This window comes from Actinomycetes bacterium (assembly GCA_036000965.1).
In the GTDB taxonomy this organism is placed as follows: Bacteria; Actinomycetota; CALGFH01; order CALGFH01; family CALGFH01; genus DASYUT01.
This window is the reverse complement of the sequence record DASYUT010000288.1, coordinates 1-17,888: the sequence shown is the minus strand read 5'-3', so window position 1 is coordinate 17,888 and position 17,888 is coordinate 1. Positions and strand designations below refer to the sequence as shown.

Here is a 17,888-nt window from a genome sequence, read left to right as displayed (position 1 = left end):
AAGAATTCGCACGGCGCCCAGTGTGGCACATCCCCGCTCGGCGGGCCGGTTGGCTTCCTTCTTGCTCGCCAGTGAGCGACGAGGAAGGGCATGACGAGGCGGCGGCTGGGGACGAGAGCGCTCATGCGGGCCGGGAGTGGAGGTCAGCCGGTCGGCTCGGCCTCGCGGATCTCACCCACGCGAACGCGAGACCGCCGGCCGGCGGACGGGTCGGGCGGGGTGACGCGGAGGACCTCCTCGAGCGTGGTCCGGCCGGCGAGCGCCTTGCGCAGCCCGTCGCTGCGCATGCTGCGCATGCCCGCCGCGAGCGCCGCGTCCCGCAGCGCGCTCTCGGCGGCCCGCTCGACCACCAGCTCGCGGATGCCACGGGTGACCGGCATGACCTCGAAGAGGCCGACCCGGCCCTGGTAGCCGCTGCCGGCGCAGGCCGTGCAGCCCGTCCCCTTGCGCAGCCCGGACGCGTCGATCTCGGCCGGGTCGAGCCCGAGCAGCTCGAGGCTGCGCCGGCCGGCCTCAACAGGCTCCGAGCAGCGGCTGCAGGGCACCCGGCCCAGCCGCTGGCCCATCACCAGCGTGAGCGCGGAGGTGATCAGGTAGGGCTCGACGCCCATGTCGATCAGCCGGCTCACCGCCGACGGGGCGTCGTTGGTGTGGAGGGTGGAGAGCACCAGGTGACCGGTCATCGACGCCTGCATGGCGATCGAGGCCGTCTCCGGGTCGCGCACCTCCCCGACCATCACGATGTCGGGGTCCTGCCGCAGCACCGTGCGCAGGCCGCTCGCGAAGGTCAGGCCGACCCGCTCGTTGATCTGCACCTGGTTGACCCCTGCCATCTGGTACTCGACCGGGTCCTCGAGCGTGATGACGTTGATGTCGGGCTTGATCACGCAGGCGAGGCCGGCGTAGAGGGAGGAGGTCTTGCCCGACCCGGTCGGGCCGGTGATGAGGATCAGGCCCTGCGGCTCGCCGATGGCGCGCTCGAACACGGCCCGGTCGTCGTCGTCCAGGCCCACCTCGGCCAGCGACTTCGCCTTCTCGGCCTCCTTGCGCAGCAGGCGGATGACGACCGTCTCGCCGTGCATGGTCGGCATGGTGGACACCCGGGTGTCGGCCTCCTGGCCCTCGTGGCGGATCTTGCCCCGCCCGTCCTGGGGCTTGCGCCGCTCGGAGATGTCCATCCCGGACAGGATCTTGATGCGGGACACGAGCGGCGCCTGGATCCCCTTTGGCACCACGGTGATCTGGCGGAGCAGGCCGTCGATGCGGAAGCGGACGCGCACCTCGCGGTCCTGCGGCTGGATGTGGACGTCGGAGGCCCGGCTGTACAGGGCCTCGCCCATGATCGCGTTGACCAGCCTGACCACTGGTGCGTCGTCGGCCACCTCGACGTCGGCGTCCTCCTCCCTGGTGTCCTCCAGGACCTCCAGGCCCTCGACCTCCTTGAGCGCGCCCAGGGCGTCGGCCGCGCCGGCCGCCCCGCCCTGGCCGCCGTAGTACCGCTTGACCGCCTCCTGCAGGTCGGAGACGGTCGCAACCGTGGCCCGGACCTGGGAGATGCGGGTGGCCATGCGGACGTCGTCGAGGACGAGGACGTTGGTCGGGTCGCTCATGGCCACGGTGAGCACGTCATGCGCGAGCGTGACCGGCATCACCTGATGGCGGACGGCAACGTGGCGGGGGAGCACCGCGACGGTGGACCGGGCCACGGTCAGGCTGCCGAGGTCGACGAACGGCAGCCGGAGCTGGTCGGACAGGGCGCGGGCGATCTGGACCTCGTCGGCGAAGCCGAGGGAGGCGATCACCTCGCCGAGCCGGCGCCGGCCCTCCCGGTCCTCCCGCTGCACCCGCAGCGCCTCGTCGAGCTGCCCCGGGGTGAGGACGCCGTCGTCGACCAGCACCTCGCCGAGCCGGCGGCGGCCCCCCGGTGCGACGTGCTCGGCGGCGGGCGGGCCGGCGCCAACCGCGCCCCTCTCGGTCCCGGTCCAGGTCCCGGCGCGGTCGCCGACCCAGCGCCTGCCCATTGCGTCTGCCTCCGTCCCTGCGCGAGCGGTCTCACGACCCACCTTGTATCGGCACCCGCCCCTGGTTCGTTGACGGCGCCCCGCTCGGACGCAAGACTGCCGCCACGAGTCGATCGAGGAGGCGTGATGGTTCCGGGAGGCGTGATGGTTCCGGGAGCAGGCCGGTGAGGCTCGGGCTCGCGCTGCCCCACTACGACTTCTCGTTCCCCGGTCCGGGACCGGCCACGTTCGACCGGGTGGCCGGCTACGCCCAGCGGGCCGAGTCCCAGGGTTGGCACCAGGTCTGGGTGTCGGACCACTTCTGGCTCGACCTCTCGCGCTACGGCGGCCCCCCCGGGCGGCAGGGAACGCCGGAGTGCTGGACCACGCTGGCCGCCCTGGCCGTGCGAACCGGGCGCGTGCGGCTCGGCAGCCTCGTCCTGGCGGCCGGCTTCCGGCCGCCCACGCTGCTGGCCAAGATGGCCGCAACGCTCGACCAGCTCGCCGGCGGGCGGCTCGACCTCGGGCTCGGCGCCGGCTGGGGCGAGGAGGAGCACACCGAGAACGGGCTTCCGTTCCCGCCGCCCGGGGAGCGCCTGGCGAGGCTCGCGGAGGCCCTCGGCGTCCTGCGCGCCCTGCTCGCCGAGACGCCCGGCTCCTTCACCGGGCGCTACTACCGGGCGGCGGGCGCACCGGTCCTGCCCGGGCCGGTGCAGCGGCCCCGCCCGCCGCTCTGGGTCGGCGGCAAGGGCGACCGCCTGCTCGGGGTGGTGGCCCGGGCCGCCGACGGCTGGAACTTCTGCTGGTCGGCCACGCCCGAGGGCTACCAGCAGCGCCTCGACGTGCTCGCGGCCGCCTGCGCCGAGGCGGGCCGGCCGGTCGGCGACGTGCGCCGCTCGCTCGGCCTGGCCACCCTGATCGGCCGGGACGCCGACGACCTGGTGGAGCGCTGGCGGCGGCTGCAGGCGTGGACGCCCGGGGGCGCGCTGGACGGGGTCGAGCTGCGCGACTGGGCCGCCTCCCGGCTGGTGGGGACGCCCGCCGAGGTGCTCGACCAGCTCCGGGGCTGGGAGGCCCTCGGGGTCGAGCAGGTGGTGTGCACGTTCGCGGGGATGCCGTTCGCGGTGTTCGAGGACGACCAGCTCGACCTGGCGGCCGAGCTGGTGCTGCCCGCCCTGGCCTGAGGCGCGCCAGGCCCGGCCAGGCGGCGTCGGCGATCGGTGATCGGCGCTGGTGATCGGCGTCCGCGATCGGGATCGGCGATCGGCGTCCGGGATCGGGATCGGGATCGGGATCGGGAATGTTTCTGATGGCTTGCCTGCACTGCCTGTGGTCAGCTGCTCACCTTTGTGAGCCCGGCTCGGCGGCGAGGAGGACGGATGGGGGGATGGCGGGCCAGGTTGAGCCCGAAGGCGGTCGTGCTCACGGTGCTGCTCGTCGGCGCCGTGCTGGCCGACCCACTCGGCGGGGCGGCCCGGGCCGCCGGCGGGCAGCGGGTGCCGGTCGCCCAGCGGGACGTCGGCCGCGACCCCGCCGCGGCCACCGGACCGGTGCAGCTCACTGGCGACGCCGCCTGGTGCTGGTTCGCCGACCCGCGGGCGGTCACCGTGACCGGCCAGCGCACGAGGACGTTCATCGGCTGGATCGACCGGTCCGGCCGGATCGACGTGGCCAGCTACGACCACGCCTCCTACATGTTCACCACCGCGGTCCTGCAGACCGGGATCAAGGTCGACGACCACTCAAACCCGGCCATCCTGGTGCTGCCCGACCGCCGGCTGGCCGTCTTCTGGTCGGGACACAACGGCAGCCAGATGCAGTACCGCGTCGGCGCCCTGCCCGAGAGCGTGCTGCGCTGGGGCCCGGTGCGCACGGTCGGCACCAACGTGCCCGGGCCGCTCGGCTACACCTACCCCAACCCGTTCCGGCTCGCCGCCGAGGGCGGCCGGACATGGCTGTTCTGGCGGGGCGGCAACATCAAGCCGGCCTTCTCCACCACCACCGACCTCGTCCACTGGACGCCGGCCCGGTCGCTGCTGGCCGGCCCGTCCTTCAAGCGGCCCTACCTGAAGGTCCACGCCAACGGCGTCGACTCGTTCGACGTCGCCTTCACCGACGCCCACCCCGACCCCCGGGAGAGCGGCGGCAACACGAGCGTCTTCTACGCCAGGTACCGGGCGGGCGCGTTCCACAAGGCCGACGGCACCCGCATCGCCACGTTGGCGCAGCTCCCCTTCACCCCGGCCCAGGCCGACAAGGTCTACGACGGGGTGGCCCGGGGCGCCCCGTCCTGGGTGCATGACGTCGCCGTCGACCCCGACGGCCACCCGGTGATCGTCTACGCGGCCTTCCCGACCACCGCCGACCACCGCTACCGCTACGCGCGCTGGAACGGGACAGGTTGGGACGACCACGAGATCACCGACGCCGGCGGGTCGATCGCATCGCAGAGCAACGAGCCCTTCTACTCGGGCGGGGTCAGCCTGGACCACGAGGACCCGTCGGTCGTCTACCTGTCGAAGAAGGTCGGCGCCGTCTGGGAGATCCAGCGCTGGACCACCCCGGACGGGGGCGCGGGCTGGTCGGCCGAGTCGGTGACGTCCGGGTCGGCTCAGAGCAACTTCCGCCCGGTGTCGCCCCGCCAGCTCCGAGGCGGCGACCTGCAGGTGGTCTGGATGCACGGCAGCTACCCCGGCTTCACCACCTTCCAGACCTCGCTCACGAGCCTGCTCAGCCACGCCTTCACCACCCTGCGCGTCAGCGCGGCACCGGCCACGATCAGCTACGGCCAGTCGGTCCGCGTCGGGGGCCGGCTCCTGCGCAGCGACACCCGCGCCCTGCTGGCCGGACGGCAGGTGGAGGTGTACGGCCGCCGCAAGGGCACCACCGCGTGGGCGCTGCTGGCCAGGCGCACGACCGACGGGGCCGGCGCCATCACCTACGACCGCCGGGTCGGCGGCACCGCCGAGTTCCAGGTCCGCTACCGAGGCTCGGCCGCCTGGGCCCGCGCTTCGAGTCCCATCATCACCGTCACCGTCCGCTAGCAGGCCGGTCGCGGAGCGCCCCGGAGGCGGAAGCGGATCGACGCGTGGGTTGGCGTCGGCGGTGCCCCGCTGCGGCCGAGATCAGAACCGGACCGCGGCGAGCCGGAACACCGAGGGGACTCCGACTGGCGCGTGCAGGTCGGGGTGCTCGGCCTCGACCTCGGCCCGGAGGCGGCGCGCGGCCGCCGCCCAAGCCGGCTCGGGCACACCCCAGGAGTAGGAGTAGCACCGCCCCTCGATCTCGGCGAGCGCGTCCGCCCAGGTCTCCTCGCAGTCCCACCGCACCGGCTCGAGCTGCTCGACGGCGCCGCCGACCGCGGCGAGCGCCTCGAGCTTCTCCTCGTCGTCCCTGGCGCCCACGTGCGGCCGGTCCCCGACAAGCTCGCGCATCCGCCGGCTGACGAGGTCGCGGGGGCTCCTCGGGTCCTCGCCGTGGCCGCCGCCCCGGCCGACCAGGACCAGGCCGCCAGGCGCGAGCACCCGGCGCAGCTCCGGCAGCGCCTCGCGCCAGGCGGGGACCAGGTGGAGGACGTGCACCTCGACCACCACGTCGGCGCTCGCGTCGCGGAAGGGGAGGCGGGTGACGTCGGCCCGGACCAGGGGCGGGGCGGCCAGCCCGGCCGCGGCCGCCTTGCGCCGGTACTCGGCCATCATCGGCACCGACAGGTCGACGCCGGTGACGCGGCGGCCGCGGCGGTGCAGGGGGAGGGCGATCCGGCCGGTGCCCACGCCGATCTCCAGAAACCGGGCGTCCGGGCCGGCGACCGCCTCCATGCGGTCGGCGACCTGCTCGCTGACATCCGGGGGCAAGCCGCGGGTGGCGTCGTAGTAGCCGGCGGCCCGGTCGAAGGCGACCGACCCGCTCGCGCTGGTCCCCTCGGCGACCGGCTCGGTCACGAGCCGGCCCGGGTCCTCGACGGGTCCGAATCTGGGTCCGCCGCCTGGGACGCCGCTTGGGACGCCGCCTGGGACGCCGCCTGGGACGCCGCCGGCCTGGGCGCGACCACCACCTCCTCGACGACCCGTGGCGGCTCGGCCTCGGCCGACGGGAGGGGGCGCTTGGCAGCCAGCCACTCGAGCACCTCCAGCCGGCGCCGCTCCACCGCCAGCCGGCGGGACCACAGGGCGACCACCACCCCACCGGGCACCGCCTGGACGTCGACCCAGTTCACCGGGTAAGCGGGCACGAACACCGGCGGGAGCCCGCACCTGGCCGGCACGGGCACCAGCCCGCGGACCCAGCAGCCGGCGTCCACCGCGACCCGCCCGTCCGGGAAGCGAAGCAGGCCAGGCTCGTGGGTGTGGCCGGTCACCAGCACGCTGGCCTCCGGGTCGCGCCGGTCGAGCAGCGCGGGCACGCCGGCCCGGCGGGTGGCGGTCTCCTCCTCGGCCTCGTGGGGGGAGGGGACGCCGTAGGCGACCGCCGCCCGGCGGAAGATGCGGCCAAGCACGGGCGAGACCAGGAAGAGCAGGAGCAGGTCGGTGAGCACCACCGAGGCGGTCCAGCGCACGGCCCGGGCGCCGAGGTAGGCGACCCGCTCGAGCTCGCTGGCGACGAGCAGCCCGACCAGCAGGTGCCCGAGGATCCAGAGCAGCACGACTGGCACCGCGAAGTTCCGCACGGCCCGGCCCATGTAGCGGTAGAAGAAGTTGGAAACGATCCACCAGGGGATCATCAGCGCGGGCCGGACGTTGTCGACCTGGTCCAGGCCAAGCCCCGGGTAGCGCTCGGTGGCCGCCTCGAGCCGGTTCACCACCTCGGTGACGATGTGGTCGCCAGGCGGCACGTCGAGCGGGTCGAACGGGTCGGTGCGCCGGTTGTACCGGTCGAGCTGGTCACCGTGCTCGGCCACGACCTGGACCTCGCCGCCGCCCTCGCCCTCGACCCGGACGTGGGCGTACAGCGCGACCACGGAGACGCCGAGCTGCCGCATGACCAGCTCGCGCCCGACCGGGTCCCAGGCCAGGGTGGAGTCGTGGTTGCCGACCAGGTAGACGATGGTCGCGCCGGGCCGCCCGGCGAGCCGGCACAAGGTGCGCCCGAGTGTGGCCGCGTCCTGGCCGGAGAGGGCGCGGGCCGCCCGCTCCTCACGCGGCGCCTGCACCTGCAGCAGGTCGAGGACGTCGCCTCCGAGCACGAGGATCACCTCGCCGGGGTGCCGGTACAGCGACTCGACCAGCTCGCACAGCTCGTTGGTGGCGTTGAAGTCGTTGGTGACGCCACCCTCGGTCAGGTGCAGGTCGGACACGAAGACCAGGCGACCGCCCGCGGGCAGACGCAGCTCGACGTCGAGTGGGCAGGGGTCAACCGTCAGGATCATGGGGGCATTCTGCCGGATGCGGTTGGCGGACGACGAACCTTGGCCCGGCCGCTCCGCACGGGTAGCCTGGCCGGGTCATGGACCCGACCGAAGCCTGCCTGCGCGTGCTGCGCGACGCCGAGCCAGAGGCGCTGCACTGGACGGTCGTGCTCGACCGGGCGCTCAGGGCGCGCCTGCTCGACCCGTTCACGGACCGGAACGTCCGCGGCACGGTCGTCAAGAGCCTCGCGGCCCTGGCCAAGGAGGGCCGCGTGGTCAAGGAGGGCACCGGCGTCTACCGGGCCCGGACGTCCGAGCCCGGGGGCTAGTGGCTCCCCTCCGAACGCCTGCCCGGCCGACGGAGGAGGCTAGTCCCTCGGGGTCCGGGGCTGGGTGCCGACACCGTCGTGGATCGAGGTCACGCCGGCGGGCGGCGTGCTGGCGTCGGTGGCCTCCGCGTCCCCGGCTCGGGACTCCGACATCTTCTCCCAGCCCCGCTCGCTCGCCTTGGTGGCCTGCTGCTTGAGCGTCTGCCTGGCCTCCTGGCCGCGCTTCGACATGGTCAGCCAACCGACGAGCGCGCCGAGCCCGGCCACTCCGGCGGCCCGGAAGGCCAGTCCGCGCCTGCGCTTCCGCCGCGCCTTGCGGCGCTCCTTGGCCTTCTCCGGGAACAGCTTGCCGGCCGCGCGCCGGGTCGCGTCGGCCAGGTCGGAGTCGGACAGCCGGTCGGCCGTCTGCCGGGCGGCCTTGGCCTGGCGCCGGCTCGCCTTGCGGCTCGCCTCGGCCGCCTGCCTGCTCGCCTCGGCCGCCGACCGGGCCGCCTCCTTGGTCGCCTCGGCGGCCTGGCGGGCGGTCTCGGTGGTCACCCCGGCCACCTTGCGGCTGGCGGAGGCGGAGGCCCGGGCGATCGCGTCGCGCGCCGCTTCCAGGGCCTCGGTCAGGTCGTCGACGTGCTCGCGCAGGTCGCCGCCGTCCTCCGAGCCTCGCTCGGCAACGGCGTCCTCGCGCTTGGCCAGCCTGCTCTTACGGGAGAACATCAGGTTCCTCCAGGGTTGGCTTCCAGGGTTGGCTTCCTGGATGGTAGGTCAGGGTTTGGCTTCCCGGACGGTAGGTCCGCCATGCTGCGTACCCAGGTCAGGTTGAGCAAAACGACCGCTCAGACCCCGGCCGGGACGCCGCTCGGGGTCAGCTCCACCAGCGTGCACTCCTTGCGCCACCGTTCGGCCGCGGTCTCGCCGTCGCGCAGGTTCAGGCGGCGGGGCAGCAGCACCGCCACGACCCTGGCGAACAGCGGGTCCGAGCCGGGCACGACCCGGGTCGACGCCTCCACCCGGGCGACCAGCGACTGCTGTTCCTTGGACCGGGCCGACAGCAGCACCTGGTCGGCCTCGGCGAGCCCGGGCACGTGCTGCTCGGACCCGCCGGTGAGCACGTAGACGCGGCCGTCGAGGGTGCCGTACCAGGCCGGGACCGCCCGGCCGTCGGTGCCCCCGGCACCCGGCACCTCGACCCACACCACGGTGCTCTTCTTCAGGGCCTCGTCGAGCACCGCGGTCTCCTGCGCGGTCGTGCCGGGCGCGTCCTCGTCGAGGATGGCCAGCGGGACCCGGCCCACCTCGTCGATCCGGGACCGCCCGTCGCTGATCAGGAAGACCAGCTCATGGTCGTCGTCGCCGGCCACGGCGGCCCCGTGGACCTCCTCGGTGAAGGTGTCGATCTTGCTCGAGCCGCGCAGCATGATCGCCTTGGCCTGCCCGCGCCAGACCACGTCCCCGTTGGCGGCGAGCAGGGCCATCGACTCGGTGTACCAGCCTCCCGCGCCGGTGTAGGACCGCTGCACGGTGAACGGCGCCACCCGGCCGCGGCCGGCCCGTCCAACGAACACGGCCATCGCGTCCTCGGGCTGGGCCAGCCCGTCGGCGACCAGCTTGGCGTCGGCGACGTAGACGTTGGTGAGCCGGACGTCCAACAGATCTCCCTTCGGATATGGGTAGGCCGGATATGGGTGGGCCGCGTCATGATGAGTCGGCGCGTCATGATGATAGTGGGAATGTCGGCGTCGACCACGGGAGGTCCGACGGGTGGTGCCTGAGGTCGTCTGCCGGCCGGTGGAGCGGGAGACCGACGAGGCGCGCGGGTTCCTGGCCCGCGAGTGGAAGGTGGCCGACCGCGGGATCTTCGGCGCCGCGCTGGACTGGACGAGCCGCCCGGTCGCGGTCGAGGCCCGGTCGGACCAGGAGCTGGTCGGCGTGGCCGTGGGCGAGGTCGTCGCCGGCATGGCCCGGCTGAGCGACGTGCTGGTGGCCGAGCCCCTCCAGGGCGCCGGGGTGGGTGGGCGCCTGGTCGAGCTGTTCTGCCAGCGGGCCGCCGCGCTGGGCGCCGGCCGCTGCTTCCTGCGCTGCCCTGACACCGACCGCCACCGCCGCTTCTACGAGCGCCACGGGTTCGTGCGGATCGCCCGCATTCCCCGCTACTACCACGGCATGGACTTCCTCGAGTACATGCGCGAGCCGCTCTCAACCTTGCCTGAGGTGGGTGAGGCCGCCTTGCCTGAGGTGCGTGAGGCCGCGCGCCCGCCAGGGAAGCGTGTGGTGCTGGCCAGCCGGGGGCTGTCCGGGTGGCTCAGGCGGCGGGGTCGACCTTAGCGCCTCCTTGGACGGGAAGCGGAAGTAGAAGCCGCCCTTGGTGACGCCGCTCGACTTCAGCACGTCGCTCAGGGAGGTGCCGGCGTAGCCGACCGGTTGGTCTGTCACCCTCTGTGGGCGATCCGGCGCCCTGGCGCTCAGCCGCCCATCGCCGCGGCCCGCCTGGCCATCTCCTCAGGCGGCACGTCCTCGACATGCGTGGCGACGCTCCACCGGTGCCCGAACGGGTCCTCGAACTGGCCTGACCGGTCGCCGTAGAACTGGTCCTCGACCGGGCGCAGGGCTGTGGCCCCCGCCTTGACGGCCCGGTCGAAGACGCCGTCGGCGTCCTCCACGTAGACGCTCAGCGTCACGGGAGTGCCGCCGACGGCCTTGGGGCTGCGGGCGCCCATCTCCGGGAACTCGTCCGCCACCATGACCAGCGAATCGCCGAACTGGAGCTCGGCATGGCCGATCGTGCCGTCGGGCCCAGGCATGCGCATCCGCTCGGTTGCCCCGAACACCTTGCCGTAGAACTCGATCGCGGCGCTGGCGCCTTCAACGTACAGGTAGGGCGTGACCTGCGGGTACCCCTCGGGGATCGGCTTCACCTTCGCCATGGAGGACTCCTTTCGATGCTTCCGAACTGGCGCTCGAGAGATCTCAGTAGGCGCTTGAGACCTCAGTATCGTAGGCCACCAGGGAGCGTTTGTCCGGGCGCCGGCTGCTGTGATCAGCCACACGATCTGGCTTGCCGCCCCGGTCCGGAGTGCTTGACAGTGGCGAACGTCTGTTCGATCGTATGACGATGCCGGTCCAGCGCAGCGTCACGCCAGCTCCTCGGGAGCGACTGGCGGAGGCGCTCGGCCAGCGTGGTCATGGCTCACCCGCCCGCTCGCGGCTGGGGCAGAGCTCCTCGGGAGCGACTGGCGGAGGCGCTCGGCCAGCGGTCCCGGCCGCTGACCCTGGCCGCCGAGCGGATGCTGCCCGTCCCTGCTGCCTTCCGGCCGCTCCTGCCCGGTCATGGCCTGCGCCGGGGGAGCACGGTGACCGTGAGCCGGTCCGCCTCCCTGGCCCTCGCCCTGGTGGCGAGGGCGTCGGCCGACGGCTCCTGGGTCGCGGCCGTCGGCCTGCCCGACCTCGGGGTGGTGGCCGCCGCGGAGAGCGGGCTCACCCTGGAGCGCCTCGCACTCGTCCCTCATCCCTGGCCGCGGGCATGGGTCACGGTGGTGGCCGCGCTCCTGGACGCGATCGACGTCGTGCTTGTGCGCCCGCCACCCGGGCTGCGAGCCGCCGACGCCCGTCGCCTGTCGGCCCGGGCCTGGGAGCGCGGGGCGGTGCTCGTCTCCTTGGGCGCCTGGTCCGAGCCGGCCGACCTGCGTCTGGCGGTGACGGCGAGCCAGTGGCAGGGGCTCGGCCAGGGACACGGTTCTTTGGCCAGTAGTGGTGTTGCTCGTTGCCCAACCTGCCAGGCGACCTGGCAGCTCAGCCCTCGCCCCTGCCAGCGCTGCGTCCTTGCCCAGCGAGTCCACCAGCTCCTGGGCGAGGAGGACGGTCAGGTCCGGACCGACCTTGCGCCCCTGCGCCATGCCCTGACCGGCGTCGAGCGGCCCCATACGGCCCTGACTTGGCTGGCCCGCCCAGCGGTCCGCGCGATCCTGGCCGAGATCAGCCGCGACCACCGGCCCCTCACCTACCCGACCCTCGACGAGCTTCCGGCCGGCAAGACGCTCGACCACCTCCGCAGCGTCCTGGTCGCCGGCGCCCTGCCCTACCGTGACGAGCGGTTGGCCAAGCTGGAGCGCTGGACCGCCGGGGCCATCGAGGCCCGAGCGGACCCGGCCGACCGGCGGGTGCTGCACGGCTATGCGGTCTGGCATCACCTCCGCCGGCTCCGGCGCCGCCTGGTCGGGACGCACGCCACCCATCTGCAGACGCTGAACGTGCGCTGCCATGCACCGCGGCGGCGAACTTCCTGGACTGGCTTGCCAGCCAGGGCTGCACCCTGGCGACCTGCACCCAGGCCGACCTGGACCGCTGGGCCACCGACCCCAAGGCCAGCCATCGAGGCGAGACTGGCCATTTCGTGCGCTGGGCCGTGGCCCACCGTCACGCCGGCGGGTTGACCTTCGGCGCCGACCGTTGGCAAGGGCCGCGCGGACCGCTCGACACCGAGAAGCGCTGGGCGGATGCCCGCCGACTCCTGCGCGACGACACCCTGCACACCGCCGACCGGGTCGCCGGGCTGCTGTTGGTGCTGTATGCCCAGCGCATCGCCACCATCAGCCACCTCACCGTCGACCACGTCCACATCGGCACCGATCACGCGGCGATCATGCTCGGCACGGCACCTGTCGTCCTGCCCGAACCGATGGCCGGTCTGGTCCGTGGACTGGTCGCCAGCCGCCGTGGTCATGCCGCAATCGGTGCCCCTGACACCGTCCCGTGGCTGTTCCCCGGGGGCCGACCCGGGCAGCCGATCGGCGATGACCGGCTCGGCGAGCGTCTCCAACGCATCGGTCTCAACCCGCGGCAGGATCGCTCCGCTGCGCTGTTCACGCTGGCCACCCAGCTACCGGTCGCGGTCCTGGCCCGGATGCTCGGGATCCACATCAAGGTCGCGGTCCAATGGCAGCAGGCCGCCGCCGGTGATTGGGTCGCCTACGCCGCCGAGCTCAGCCGCCGAAAGCCCGGCAACACACACCCGCGCTAACCCTTGGTGCAGATTCCATGAGCACTTTGCCGGTTCTGCTCAAGGAGCGCGGCACTGGCGGAAGGCCTGCAGACTGGACCGTCTGCCGAACAACTTGACCCGGGACCAGTTTCCAACTTGGGCGGCCTGTCCCGGGCGTCATGCCTACTGCCGGGTTTCGTGGTGGCGAGGATGCGAGTTAGCGTCCTGGTTGGGGCAAAGTTGCACCGTCCTGCCCGTTCAGCAGGCTCGCGGTGTCGGCTACGATACGGGGACCTCACAGCGTGCAGCGGAGCAGCCCGGAGAGGAACTGCATGGAACCCGTCGCCCTCACATGCATCTCTAACGGGCTCGTCACTCCCTGCTCGATGTTCCCAGGCGCGTGGGGCACCGGAACCTGCCCTGCTGCCTGGCAGCTGGAGTAGAGGCTGTGGACCCGGGTTCGCCGTCCCCACCGGCAGCGGCCGCTCCTGCTGCAGGCACGCAGGGCCAGCCTGCTGCCCGTTCGGCCCTGCTGAGCCGCGATCTTGTCCTTCCAGTCATCCTGGGTGTGGTCATCAACGAGATCACGGATGCGTTTGCTGACCTGTATCCCTTGGTGCGCCTGCTGATCGCGGTGCTGCTGGTGGTGGCGTATTGGCGACTGACCTTGGTGCTCCAGCGGCCCAGCCGTGCTGCGCGCTCGGTCGGAGCTGGTCCGGCCGCCGGGCCACCGGTGGAGCCGGAACGGGTCGGGCAGCAGCGTGGCGTGCAGCAACCCGTCGTGGGGCGGTGGCGGTGGTTGCTGGTCGCGGCCTGGGCCATCGCCATCGCGCTGGTGATCGTGGCTGGACTGTTCTTTGCCTTGGGTTGGGTGTCCGCGATGCTGATCGTGGTGTGGCTGGTGGTCGTGGTGGTGCCGATCCGGTTTGCCCACGCCCTCGAGGAGCCGCTGCAGAGGTTGGCCTACCAGGTCGCGGCGGTCAGCGTGGGCGCGGCGCTGAGCATCGGTGGCGGGGCGGCGCGCCAGCCGCTGGGACCGACGCTGTCGACCTGGCAGGCCGTGACGTCGTCGTCGCAGGTTGCCCCCGGGGTGGCCCGGACCCCTGACGGGCTGCTGCACCTGGCGTTCCGCGACGCCGACGGGCACCGGCTGCTGCACGTGGCCGTCAAAGACGGGCGGCCGAGGCCACTGGATGTCATCGCGGACGGCTGGGGAGGCCTGAACCCCACCACCGCGCTGGTCGCCCGCCGCGACGGGTCACTGCAGGTGTTCTTCGGCGGCACCCCGCCGCAGAGCTACGCCGCGGACTTCACCCACATCAAGACCGCCACTTCCAACGATGGCGGGCGAACCTGGTCGGCCTACCAGCAAACAAGGGTGCACCTCTATGCGTACATCCATTCGATTGGGACGGCAACGCTGGGAGGGGATGGACGTGCGATCGTCGCCTGGCCGGGCTTTGGAGGGCTCTGGTTCGGCCAGGGCGAGCCGCTGCAGGTCGGTGGCGGGGGCTACTTCCTGGACAACGTTGCCGTGGCGCCCACGAAGGACGGCGCAGTGGTCGCCTACTACAACTCTGTCAACCCGCTGGGTGGAAACCCGGTCGGTGTGTTCGTCCAGACCGCGCGCCCGAGCGGATACACCAGCCCGCCGACAGAGGCACCCAACTGGGGTTCCAGCGCGATCGCACTCACCGACCGGCCCGGCAGGGACGGGCAGTTCCTGGCCTACCTGGGAAAGCAGGGTGAGGTCTACCTGTGGCGGGTCGCCAGCGCGGCACCGTTGACGGTGGGGACGGCGCCGCCGGAGCGTCGGTCGCAGCGACCGCCGATGACAAAGGCCGGGTCTGGGTGGTGTGGTCCGCAGCGGACGGGCTGCACGCCGCGCGTACCGACGCCGCCGTGACCCGGGTGGACTCGCGGGTGACCGCGACATCGCCCGATGAGCCGCCGGCGTCGGGCGCCCCGGCGCTGTACGCCTCGGCCACGGGGGACGATGTGGACGTCGTGTGGTCCAGAAGCAGGGTTTGGGTGCGATATCTGTCCGGCTAGGGCACGACATCGGTCCGGCCGCCTCTTCGGAGCCGCCAAGCCGAGCAGGCCGATGTCGAGCGGTAGGCCGGTGCCGACGGTGTTCCCGTTCGTCCCCAAGACCGGATCCCCGACATACGGCAGGAGGAGGGCAGCGGTCGACTGCAGCAAGGGCACATGAGGCGATGCAGCAGGAACGTAGCTTCATGGGCACACGCTCGACTCACCAATGGCCATGCATTGGTGCAGCTCCGAGCAGGCCAAGAAAGGCCATGTACCTACACGCCGCGGAGCTCCGGCGACGGTAGCTTCCGCCGCTGGGACTGCCTCTGGAGGCTGTTCCATGTGACATTCAGACACCTGGAATACCTGACGTCACCATTAATCAAGGTTCGTGGTTCTGGCTCAGGCCGGCTGCCGAGCCAGCATCAAGGAAACCGACTCGAGGGCCAGGGGGATGGTTCCTGGATCGAGATGGATATGTGCTCCAGAGGGCGCTTCCTCATCGGAGAGCGCCATGCACCACCGCGCGAGGTCGCGGAGCCCGGGCGGGGTCTCCGGAAATCTCCACTGTTCCGTCAACAATCTCGACGATCACTGTGCCGCCCTCGGCCGGAGCCACACGCCCCGCTCCAGGTCGTAGCCGGGCACAGACAACACGATCTCGGCCATAGTGGCAGTCTGCACGAGCGCGGCCGTCGCTCATCTGCCGCGGAGGGCGCGGAATTCGCGGGCACGGCAGAGGTCTTCCGCGGTACGGTCCGGCGATGGACGATGGGGACGGCTACTTCGGAGAACGTGTCGCGGCGACGTACGACGAGTCGTCGGCGGACATGTTCGAGCCGGGCGTCGTGGACGCGGTGGCCGACGTTCTGGCTGGGCTCGCCGGCGGCGGCCGGGCCCTGGAGCTGGGCATCGGGACGGGACGCATCGCACTACCGCTGGCGCGCCGCGGCGTCCCGGTCTACGGCATCGACTTGTCTCGGGCGATGGTTGCCCGGCTGCGCGCCAAGCCGGGCGGCGACGCGATCGGCGTGACGATCGGCGACTTCGCCACGACGAGGGTGGACGGGACGTTCTCCGTCGCGTACTTGGTCTTCAACACGATCATGAATCTGACGACGCAGGCGGCGCAGGTGGCCTGCTTCCGCAACGTCGCGGCTCACCTTGAACCCGGCGGCTGCTTCGTCATCGAGGTCGGGATCCCCGATCTGCGAAGGCTCCCGGCCGGGCAGAACGTCGTGCCGTTCCACGTGAGCCCGACGCGGTGGGCGTTCGACGTCTACGACGTCGCCACGCAGGCGATGAGTTCGAACTACGTCGAGGTCGTCGACGGCCGTGGCGAGTACACCTCGATCCCCTTCCGGTACGTGTGGCCGGCAGAGCTCGACCTGATGGCCCAGCTCGCAGGGCTGCGACTGCGCGAGCGGTGGGACGGGTGGACGCGGGAGTCCTTCACGAGCGAGAGTCGCCAGCATGTCTCGATCTGGGAGAAGCCCACCAGCTAACCGCGAGTCAGTCATCCGCTCGTGCCACGAACCGCGCGCTGTTGCTGGGAGGCCGTTGATGCCATGCTCTCCACCATGACCGGAGCAGATCCGAAGGCGGACCTCCGTCGCTACCTACAAGCCGCCCGGGAGGCCTTGCTGTGGAAGCTGGAGGGGCTCTCGGAGTACGACGTCCGCCGCCCGTTGGTGCCCACCGGCACCAACCTGCTGGGACTGGTCAAGCATGTGGCCAGCGTCGAAGCGGGGTACTTCGGCGACACGTTCGGCCGGCCGTTCGACGAGCCGCTGCCGTGGTTGGACGACGGTGCCGAACCAAACGCCGACATGTGGGCCACCGCCGAGGAGTCGCGGGAGCAGATCGTCAACCTGTATCACCGTGTCTGGGCGCACTCGGACGCCACGATCGACGCGCTGGCGCTGGATGCAATCGGCCACGTGCCATGGTGGCCGCAGGACCGTAGCGAGGTCACGCTGCACCAAATCTTGGTGCATATGATCGCCGAGACCGACCGGCATGCTGGCCACGCCGATATCGTCCGGGAACTCATCGACGGGGCCGCTGGGCTGCGGGAGGGCAACGACAACATGGCGCCAGGCGACCAGGCTTGGTGGGAGAGCTACCGCAGCCGGTTGGAGCGTGTCGCGCAGGAGGCCGCCTCGGCCTGAGCCATCCCGCCACCATCCCGACCGGCTGCGCCCCCAAGATCCGACCGCCGGCGTCGCCGTGAACCTTCGCGCCCTGTTCACCGCCGCCGCCCGCACGGGCCGCTTGGTGCTCTGGTCCTGATCACCGCGCCCAATCGCCGTCGACGGTGGCGCCCGCTCATGCCGCGATGCGCGCTTTCAGCCAAAGACCGATGCCGACACGCCAAGACGAGCGCCCGTGGACCCCTGGTGACGCTCGGCGTCCATCTCCCTGCGCCGAACCGGCAGGCATTCCGAGAGTTCCAATATCTGACGTCACCGTTAGGCACCTACGCCTCCGGCTTCCCCGACGAGCACGCCTTCGAGACCTGGCTGCTGCGCCTGGAGCAGTTCGCCGACGCCGAACAGCGGCTCGCCGCCGGCGAGCACGTCAGCGGCCCAGCTGCCCGCACCTACCGCGACCGCACCTACCGCGACCGCACCCGCCAGGCCAACCGGCAGTTCGCCGGCCGCGTGCTCGCCTCCAGCCGCCAAGCAGGCGACCTGCTCGCCAACCCCACCCTGCAGATCTATCCCGCCAAAGGCATGACCTGCGTGTTCGACCCCGCCAAGGCCAAGTGCCGCCTCAAACCCGCCAGCGACGACGCCCGCCGCACCCCAGACCTCACCGACTGCCAGCTGGGCTGTCAGACCTAGATCCGCGGATAGCTGGCTGGTTCGCGGGGTTAGCGAGAACACAGATGCCTTCCGACCTGGGAGAATCAGGCTGTGAGACCTGTTGAGACTCCCTGGCGGAGGGCACCTGGATGGTGAGCAGGCTACGGCGCGGCCGCGCCCGCGTCGAGCTGCGCTTTGATGACCCGTCCCAGACGCCCGACGTGGGGTTGCTGCTGGTCGCCGAGCTCGCCGAGCGCCTGGACCTGGTCGACACCCTGGACCGGCACATCGGCCAGATCAAGCAGCGCCGGCGCGGGCTTGGCGGCGGCGGGCTGGTCATGGCGCTGGCCGAGAGCATGCTGGCCGGTGGGGACTTCCTGTGCGACCTGGACACCCGGCGCGCCG

The 17,888-nt window shown here is 72.1% G+C and carries 17 protein-coding genes and 1 pseudogene; 11 read left to right on the top strand and 7 right to left on the bottom strand.

All coding sequences use genetic code 11. The annotated features are described in order from the left end of the window. Nucleotides 1-143: 143 nt before the first annotated feature. On the bottom strand, nt 144-2,021 hold the full coding sequence (locus VG276_25160) for an ATPase, T2SS/T4P/T4SS family (GenBank protein HEV8652582.1): 1,878 nt from the start codon (nt 2,019-2,021) through the stop codon (nt 144-146). Nucleotides 2,022-2,185: 164 nt separating this feature from the next. Between VG276_25160 and VG276_25155 the strand changes: the two genes are divergently transcribed. Next, nucleotides 2,186-3,184, top strand: a complete 999-nt coding sequence (locus VG276_25155; GenBank protein ID HEV8652581.1) for an LLM class flavin-dependent oxidoreductase — start codon at nt 2,186-2,188, stop codon at nt 3,182-3,184. 195 nt (nt 3,185-3,379) lie between these two features. Beyond that, nucleotides 3,380-5,044, top strand: coding sequence for a BNR-4 repeat-containing protein (locus VG276_25150; GenBank protein HEV8652580.1), 1,665 nt, complete (start codon nt 3,380-3,382; stop codon nt 5,042-5,044). A gap of 81 nt (nt 5,045-5,125) precedes the next feature. On the opposite strand, the gene VG276_25145 is transcribed toward VG276_25150, so the two are convergent. Beyond that, nucleotides 5,126-5,941 carry a class I SAM-dependent methyltransferase gene (locus tag VG276_25145; protein ID HEV8652579.1) on the bottom strand — a complete coding sequence of 272 codons (816 nt, stop codon included), beginning with the start codon at nt 5,939-5,941 and terminating at the stop codon, nt 5,126-5,128. Further along, a complete protein-coding gene (locus VG276_25140) occupies nt 5,938-7,365 on the bottom strand; it encodes a metallophosphoesterase (GenBank protein HEV8652578.1) in 1,428 nt (475 codons plus the stop codon). Before VG276_25140 ends, VG276_25145 begins: the two co-directional genes overlap by 4 nt. Nucleotides 7,366-7,442: 77 nt before the next feature. Here VG276_25140 and VG276_25135 point away from each other — a divergent pair, with 77 nt between their 5' ends. Then, the gene (locus VG276_25135) at nt 7,443-7,673 is read left to right on the top strand and encodes a hypothetical protein (protein ID HEV8652577.1); all 231 of its coding nucleotides are present in this window, start codon (nt 7,443-7,445) and stop codon (nt 7,671-7,673) included. 39 nt (nt 7,674-7,712) lie between these two features. Here VG276_25135 and VG276_25130 read toward each other — a convergent pair whose 3' ends face one another. Next, nucleotides 7,713-8,381: a hypothetical protein gene (locus VG276_25130; GenBank protein HEV8652576.1), complete on the bottom strand. Its 669-nt coding sequence runs from the start codon at nt 8,379-8,381 to the stop codon at nt 7,713-7,715. A gap of 119 nt (nt 8,382-8,500) precedes the next feature. Beyond that, a complete protein-coding gene (locus VG276_25125; GenBank protein HEV8652575.1) occupies nt 8,501-9,313 on the bottom strand; it encodes a hypothetical protein in 813 nt (270 codons plus the stop codon). A gap of 112 nt (nt 9,314-9,425) precedes the next feature. Here VG276_25125 and VG276_25120 point away from each other — a divergent pair, with 112 nt between their 5' ends. Further along, nucleotides 9,426-9,989: a GNAT family N-acetyltransferase gene (locus tag VG276_25120; protein ID HEV8652574.1), complete on the top strand. Its 564-nt coding sequence runs from the start codon at nt 9,426-9,428 to the stop codon at nt 9,987-9,989. 9 nt (nt 9,990-9,998) lie between these two features. Here VG276_25120 and VG276_25115 read toward each other — a convergent pair. Beyond that, nucleotides 9,999-10,097 (bottom strand): annotated as a pseudogene (locus tag VG276_25115) (helix-turn-helix domain-containing protein). 29 nt (nt 10,098-10,126) lie between these two features. Next, entirely contained in the window at nt 10,127-10,588 is a 462-nt protein-coding gene (locus VG276_25110; GenBank protein ID HEV8652573.1) for a VOC family protein, read from the bottom strand. A gap of 258 nt (nt 10,589-10,846) precedes the next feature. On the opposite strand from VG276_25110, the gene VG276_25105 reads away from it, so the two are divergent. From VG276_25105 to VG276_25075, 7 genes are all read left to right on the top strand, one after another. Further along, entirely contained in the window at nt 10,847-12,094 is a 1,248-nt protein-coding gene (locus VG276_25105) for a hypothetical protein (GenBank protein HEV8652572.1), read from the top strand. Next, nucleotides 12,055-12,681, top strand: a complete 627-nt coding sequence (locus VG276_25100; GenBank protein HEV8652571.1) for a hypothetical protein — start codon at nt 12,055-12,057, stop codon at nt 12,679-12,681. Before VG276_25105 ends, VG276_25100 begins: the two co-directional genes overlap by 40 nt. A 577-nt stretch (nt 12,682-13,258) precedes the next feature. After that, nucleotides 13,259-14,548: a sialidase family protein gene (locus VG276_25095; protein ID HEV8652570.1), complete on the top strand. Its 1,290-nt coding sequence runs from the start codon at nt 13,259-13,261 to the stop codon at nt 14,546-14,548. A gap of 892 nt (nt 14,549-15,440) precedes the next feature. Continuing rightward, nucleotides 15,441-16,181 (top strand): class I SAM-dependent methyltransferase, encoded by a 741-nt coding sequence (locus VG276_25090; GenBank protein ID HEV8652569.1) that lies wholly within the window; start codon nt 15,441-15,443, stop codon nt 16,179-16,181. Nucleotides 16,182-16,256: 75 nt separating this feature from the next. Beyond that, entirely contained in the window at nt 16,257-16,847 is a 591-nt protein-coding gene (locus VG276_25085) for a DinB family protein (protein ID HEV8652568.1), read from the top strand. Between the two features lie 228 nt (nt 16,848-17,075). Next, nucleotides 17,076-17,522, top strand: coding sequence for a hypothetical protein (locus VG276_25080; GenBank protein ID HEV8652567.1), 447 nt, complete (start codon nt 17,076-17,078; stop codon nt 17,520-17,522). Between the two features lie 110 nt (nt 17,523-17,632). Beyond that, nucleotides 17,633-17,888: hypothetical protein (locus tag VG276_25075; protein HEV8652566.1), on the top strand; the 256-nt coding region annotated here is incomplete at its 3' end.